General features: G+C 44.3%; 3 protein-coding genes. All 3 read left to right on the top strand.

Annotated features, from left to right (window positions below; translation table 11 throughout):
• Positions 1-587: 587 nt before the first annotated feature.
• Genes fdxA through ACH10T_RS01825 form a run of 3 tightly spaced genes read left to right on the top strand, consistent with a single transcriptional unit; the run spans position 588 to position 7174 of the window.
• Positions 588-911 carry a ferredoxin FdxA gene (fdxA, locus tag ACH10T_RS01835; RefSeq protein ID WP_394807638.1) on the top strand — a complete coding sequence of 108 codons (324 nt, stop codon included), beginning with the start codon at positions 588-590 and terminating at the stop codon, positions 909-911.
• A gap of 28 nt (positions 912-939) precedes the next feature.
• The gene (locus tag ACH10T_RS01830) at positions 940-3705 is read left to right on the top strand and encodes a PD-(D/E)XK nuclease family protein (protein WP_394807637.1); all 2766 of its coding nucleotides are present in this window, start codon (positions 940-942) and stop codon (positions 3703-3705) included.
• Positions 3698-7174 (top strand): UvrD-helicase domain-containing protein, encoded by a 3477-nt coding sequence (locus ACH10T_RS01825; RefSeq protein WP_394807636.1) that lies wholly within the window; start codon positions 3698-3700, stop codon positions 7172-7174. Before ACH10T_RS01830 ends, ACH10T_RS01825 begins: the two co-directional genes overlap by 8 nt.
• Positions 7175-7310: the final 136 nt, after the last annotated feature.

The raw sequence follows: 7310 nt of genomic DNA, 5'->3' as shown, positions 1-7310 counted from the left end.
GATTCATCTGGAAAGCGCGCTAAAAAACCTTGAATCAAGCCAGGAAACTATGCGCAGCATTACCGGATGGGATTGGATTATTAATGCTGTTCCTAAGTAGAATTGGAATTACCTATTGCTTCGGAACGAATTATTCATGATTTTTTGTGTTTTCTATATACATGCAGAACAAGTGTTTACCTGCAAAAAGATTCATGGATAAATCGTTCCGGATCTATAATCTCCGTATCAAACGGTTCTATGGAGTTACTGGGAACACAGTTAGTACGCAGATTGAGATCGCCATCACAGTTTGTGTCTTGGTTGCCATCGTAAAAAATGGCCCAATATCGAGACTTTACTTACATAATTCTACAGATCTTTAGTCTGACTATTATCAATAAAAAACTTATTGATCAATTGGTTAAAAATACTGTGGTACGAATGAATACACTCAAAAATTATAATCAACAGGATTTATTCAACTAAATTGCCGGATACTTATGTGTCAATATATGTAGTTTCAGTAGTTTTGGTGATGGCGTTGTTTATTAGAATTCTGCTAAAATAAGAGATTCTATAAAAGTGTCAAGCAAGGAAAAGTTGTCATGGCTTATGTAGTAACTGAAAATTGTATTAAATGTAAATATACAGATTGCGTGGATGTATGTCCGGTAGATTGTTTCCGTGAAGGCCCCAATTGTTTAGTCATTGATCCCGATGAGTGTATTGATTGCACATTATGTGTTGCAGAATGCCCGGTGGAAGCGATTTATGCTGAAGATGATGTGCCCGATCAACAGCTTAATTTTATCAAGCTGAATGCTGAGTTGTCTAAAAAATGGCGACCAATCATTGAGAAAAAAGATGCACCCTCTGATGCGGATGACTGGGCAAGTGTGACGGATAAACTAAAATATTTGCAACGCTAATAAGAAATTGCGGTAATTCAGATGCCGCATGTTTGACTCTTCACTATTCCCTCAAATCTCCTTTAGTGAGGTTTTTGAGCATATAAATGCCGATACTACGGTTGTAACACCGAACCGAAGACTTGCATTGGCACTTAAAGAAGAATTCAATCAAAATCAAATCAGCCTAAAATTGGCGGTTTGGTACTCAGCTGATGTACTGCCATTTATAGCCTTAATTGAGCGTATTTACCTCGATACGCTGTATGCCAAGCAAACATCCACTTTGCCGTTGTTGCTGTCCGCAGCACAGGAGCAAGTTCTGTGGGAATCAATTATTCAATCTTCCGCAGCGGGAAAAACACTACTGAGGATTTCACAGACTGCACAATGCGTTCAGGGAGCATGGCAACTGGCGCATGCATGGCAGCTTATCCCGAAACTGAAAGATTTTTATCCGAATGAGGATGGTAAAGCGTTTCTGGATTGGACAAGATCCTATCAGGAGCAAACAGCACGTAACCGGCAAACAGACCAAGCCCGTATTTGTGATCTGATCACAGAGCAATACGAATACCTGGATATAAAAAAGCCATCCGCTCTGGTTTGTTATGGTTTTGATGTTTTTACGCCGCAGCAAATCACTTTCTTAAAGAAGCTGATCGCTACTGGATGCAAGGTCGTAATTGCCAATCTGGCAGATAAGCGTCCATTAGCGCTGGGTGGTGCCCGGCGCATTGAATATGTTAGCAGTCGTGAAGAGATCTTCCAGGCAGCGGTCTGGGCGCGATCCAAAATAGAAGAAGCGGATCATGCAGTTCGTGTTGGTGTCGTGGTACCTGCACTGTCCAGTTGCCGCAGCAAGCTGATCCGTATTTTTAATGTGGTCATGCATCCGGATATAAGATTTGCATTGCCGGGTGCTACGCGGCCAGTTGCGCCATTTAATGTTTCGTTGGGTTTGGCGCTAACGTCTTATCCACTGATTGATGTAGCTTTTACCAGTCTGGAATTGCTGGATCAGGAAATAGAATTTAGCCGTGTAAGTCATTGGCTAAGGTCTCCATTTTTTGCTGGTGGAGAGACGGAGATGATGCCGCGCGCATTGCTGGATGCACATATACGCCGATATGCCGAGCCTTTGATCACCCTGGATCGATTGATAACACTCGTACAGCAAGCTGATGGTCAAGCAAATTGTCCGGTCCTGCTACAACGCTTGTCGGCATTAGTCACATTCCGTCAAACAAAAATTCCTAGATCAGAAAGCCATGCCGCTTTTGCCAAAATTATTTCTGAAGTACTGCAGCATTTCGGTTTTCCTGGAGAGCGTGGTCTGGATTCCATTGAATACCAAACATTAAAAAAATGGCAAGCGTTAGTCGCAGATTTTGCGACACTCGATCATGTCAGCACAAATGCCAGTTATCGTGAAGTGATCAGTCGCCTTAGGCGCATGGCGAGCAATACATTGTTTCAACCCGAAACACCCGAAGTGCCCATTCAGATCCTCGGGGTATTGGAAGCGGCAGGAATGGTGTTTGATCACCTCTGGGTCATGGGTTTGTCGGATGAACAATGGCCTATGCGTGCCAACCCAAATCCATTTCTGCCACTTGAATTGCAGCGCCGGGAAAAGTTGCCCCTGGGGTCTACCCTGGAATCACTGGCTTACTGCCGAAGATTGATGGATGGCTGGTTATCCAGCGCGGAAGAAGTAATCCTAAGCTACCCCAAATATAGTGACGATCGTGATGGACATGAATTAAAGCCCAGTCCATTGCTTCGATCGATACCGGAAACTAAACGAGATTTTTCTGTTGTTTCGCAGCATCGGGATCTCATTATCCAATCCTGCGAGCTGGAGCAGATAGAAGACGGCCAAGTGCTGCCCGTAGAACAGGAAATCGCCAATCAAGGCACTAGGGGTGGTACGGCAGTAATCAAGGATTATGCCGCATGTCCATTTCGCGCCTGGGCTAAGCACCGATTGCTAATAGGAAGCCTGGATGTGCCACATACCGGTTTAAATGCGATGGAACGTGGCGCGTTGGTGCATCAGGTATTGGCACAGTTATGGAATCAACTGAAAACAAAAGATGCGCTCGATATCATCAGTGATTCTGACTTGGAAAAAATGCTGGCAAGTGCGGCCGACAACGCAATTTTACAGATGCAGCAGTATAGACCGACTGCGCTTTCTGGGCGATTTGCGCAGATTGAACATTGGCGTCTTGTGTGCTTGGTACGTGAATGGTTGGATGAGGAAAAGAAGCGGGGTCATTTTACTGTCATTGCAACCGAAGAGAAACGCACCATCCGGATAGGTAATCTGGTATTGAATGCGCGTCTGGATCGAGTCGATGAGTTGGAGGACGGACAGCACATTGTGATTGATTACAAAACCCGGAAACAATCCGTTCAGACTATGCTCGGAGAGCGTCCGGATGAACCGCAACTTCCATTGTATCTGGTAATGACCGAGGCACAGCAGCAGGGTGCAGGAGTTGCGTTTGCTGCTATTAAACGAGGTGAGATGGGATTTTCGGCGATCATGCGAGATCCGGATTTATTGCCGGGCGTGAAAGTATTTTCGCAATTAAATGCTTGTAAACAATTCAACTCTTGGGAGGATTTGATTGCGACATGGCGGCAACACTTGACGGAACTTGCGGAGGGCTTTTGCAGTGGTGATGCCAGAGTAAATCCCAAGAATTTCCCGGTAACCTGTGAACATTGCGATATGCAATTGTTTTGCCGGATTCATGAGCGGATTAGCGAGAAGCGGATGGAACAGGATAGTGAAAATGATTGATACTGCGTGCATTCCTGATGCAGATGAGCGTTACCGTGCATTGGATCCTGCGCAATCATTTATCGTGCAGGCACCGGCAGGATCGGGGAAGACTGCGTTGCTGATTCAGCGCTATCTCCGATTGTTGGCCTGTGTGGATGCGCCGGAAGAGATTGTGGCGATTACGTTTACCAGAAAAGCTGCAGCAGAAATGCGTGCACGCGTTCTGGCGGCGCTCGAAGTTGAAAAGAAACCTACCGATGACGAAACTGCTTATGAAAAGCTGAATCGTGAGCTGTCGACCGCTGTTTTACGACAAGATCGTCAGGCTGGCTGGCATATCGCCGAGAATCCGGAGCGGTTACGGATACAAACGATTGATTCATTATGTGCTTCATTGACACGGCAGATGCCAATGCTGTCAAAATTCGGTGCGCAGCCGGAAACAATCGAGGATGCTTCAGATTTTTATCTCGAAGCAGCGCGGGCTACATTGGAGCTGGTGGGGAAAAACCATGTGATTGCCCATGATGTGAAGCGGTTACTCGAACATCTGGATAACGATATGGCGCGCATCGAAGCATTGCTTGCTGAGATGTTGTCGCGACGCGATCATTGGTTGCGCCATATCCATGGCAGAACCAGACAGGAGCTGGAAACATCACTGCAAAATTCACGCCGTAATGCATTGCGCTATGTTTTTCAGCTATTTCCAAAGACAATGCACAATGAACTGCTGGAATTGCTGCGTTATGCTGCTGCGAATCTGCTTTCCTCTGCAAGCAAGCCATCAATGATTAGTTTCTGTGATCGACTAGAAACATTATCGACGGCGGATGTTGAGCACTGGTGTGGTATTGCTGAATTGTTGCTGACAAAAGAGGGAGACTGGAGAAAAAGATTTTCTATCAACGAAGGATTTCCACCTGGTAACACCAAGACTGAAAAAGATAAGGCGAAGGCGTGGAAGAATCGACTAGAAATTTTGATTGAGTCACTTAATCTGGAGGATACATTCCGGCAAGCGCTGCACGATATGCGCCAACTGCCGCCGTCTTGTTATTCCGATAAACAATGGGAAATATTAGGGGCAATAACCAGACTGCTGCCATATGCCGTTGCACAACTCAATATTATTTTTCAAGCTAGCGGTTATGTGGATTTCTCAGAAGTCGCGCAGCGTGCATTGCTCGCACTTGGTGATTCTGAATCACCGACAGATCTGGCATTAGCATTGGATTATCGCATTAAGCATTTGATGATTGATGAATTTCAGGATACTTCAATTAGTCAGTTTAAGTTGATCGAGAAGCTTGTTGCTGGCTGGGAAGCTGGGGACGGGCGTAGCCTATTTGCAGTGGGTGATCCCATGCAATCCATTTACCGGTTTCGTGAAGCAGAAGTGGGGCTTTTTTTACAAGCGCGAAGCGCAGGGATTGGTCATCTGGTTTTACAGCCGCTCACGCTCAGAGCTAATTTCCGTTCACAGCAAGGTATTATTGATTGGATTAATACTGTTTTTACACAAATCATGCCTGATTGTGAAGATATTGCAACAGGTGCAGTGGCTTATAGCACTTCGATTGCGACACATTCTCGGTTGCCTGGTACTGCAGTGAAGCTATATCCATTTTTTGAAAGAAATCATGTTGCAGAAGCCCAGCAAGTTGTAGAAATTATCACGCAAACGTGGAGTGATAATCCAACCGGAACGATTGCAATTTTAGTCCGTAATCGTAGTCATTTACGTGAAATTGTCGGACAAATAAAAAAAGCCGGATTACGGTTTCGCGCTATTGACATTGAATTGTTGTATAACAAGTCTGTGGTACAGGATTTGCTGACACTTACCCGTGCGTTAATAAATCCGGCCGATCGCCTTGCCTGGTTTGCATTGTTAAGGGCACCTTGGTGTGGTCTTTTGCTCCAGGATATTGCTGCGTTAGCGAGTATAAAAAGGAATGAAAATGATCATGGTGTGATTGTCAAAGAAATGACTGTGTGGGGTTTGATGTGCGATGAGAATCACTGGCATGGTATTTCAACCGATGCAATGATGCGCATACGCCGGATACGGGAGATATTGAAACCTTGTATGGATCATCGGCAGCGCCAATCATTACGCATGACGGTTGAAGCACTTTGGCAAGCGCTAGGCGGCCCAGGTTGCATAAATCCAGTTGAAAAAAACGGGGATTGCATGGCAAATAACCTGGATGATGCCATGATTTATTTGGATTATGTTGAGGAACAAGAAGAAGCTGGTGCTATTCAAGATTTGGCAAGCTTTGAAAAGGGACTAAATGTATTATATGCCTCACCAGATCTGGATGCTGATGACACCTTGCAGATCATGACGATCCATAAAGCCAAAGGACTTGAATTTGATACAGTGATCGTACCCGGACTTGGTCGAGCGCCGCGTAATAATGATAAGCGGTTGCTGAAATGGACCGAGCAACCGCACAACGAAGTTATGGATGTAAGAGGAGTGTCGGTTTTAGATTTATTACTTGCACCGATTCAGGAAACAGGGGCAGAAGCTGATTCAATCTACTTATGGATGGAAAAACTGGATCGAGACAAGGAACAGCTTGAAGCCGATCGCTTGCTTTATGTTGCTGCGACACGTGCAAAAAATTTTTTGCACTTATTGGGCCATGTTAGTTTGGCTTTAAATACTGATGGAAAAACAGTGCTCAAGAAACCAGTCGCCGGGGCATTGCTAAACAGGTTATGGTTAACTGTGCATTCAATTTATATTAATGTATTAGAAAGAAATATCGCATCTGGGTACAGTCAGTTGATTGGTAGAGATAGCGAAATAAATATAGATAGTATAGGTAATCAAAGTATCTATCGATTGAGGTCGGAATGGGTTTTGCCGGATGCTCCAGAATCAGTAACTTGGCAAGAGTCATATGGTGGTAAGCAAATACAAGTAGAAATAGAATTTTCATGGGCGAGTGAAATGGCTCGTCATGTGGGGAATGTAGTGCATCGATGGTTGCAAAAAATTGCAGAGGATGAAATGCATGGCTGGAATACTGTGCGCATACAAATGCTGAGAGATCAGTTTAAACAGAATTTGTTAGCAGACGGTCTGAGTGGGAATAATAAGGAGGTCGGTTATGCAGTCGAACGCATCATGCTAGCGTTGACGTATGCGATTAACGATAAACGCGGGCAATGGATCCTGGGTTCGCAGCAATTTGCACAAAATGAATTAAAGATCACTGGTATCGATGATAATGTACCAATGACTTGGGTGATCGACAGAACTTTCTGTGATTCAAATGGAATCCGATGGATTATAGATTATAAAACAAGTAGTCACGAGGGCTCCGATATTCAAGATTTCTTAGACCGAGAGCAGATGCGCTATCAGAGTCAACTCAATAGTTATGCAAAAATCATGCAACAGATAGACTCGCGTCCAATTAGATTAGGAATTTATTTTCCATTAATAGGTGGTTGGCGAGAGTGGTAAAAATTGTGCAAGGCTAGGGATATTATTCCCAATCTATCAGCAGAAAATTTTATAAAATATTTGAGGAAGGTATTTATTCAATTAATCGTTGTGAGTAAAGGGAAAATTTTGGATTTTTGGATATAGAACCCTTAGA

This window comes from Nitrosomonas sp. (genome assembly GCF_043753625.1).
Taxonomy (GTDB): domain Bacteria; phylum Pseudomonadota; class Gammaproteobacteria; order Burkholderiales; family Nitrosomonadaceae; genus Nitrosomonas.
This window is presented reverse-complemented; position numbering and strand designations above follow the sequence as displayed.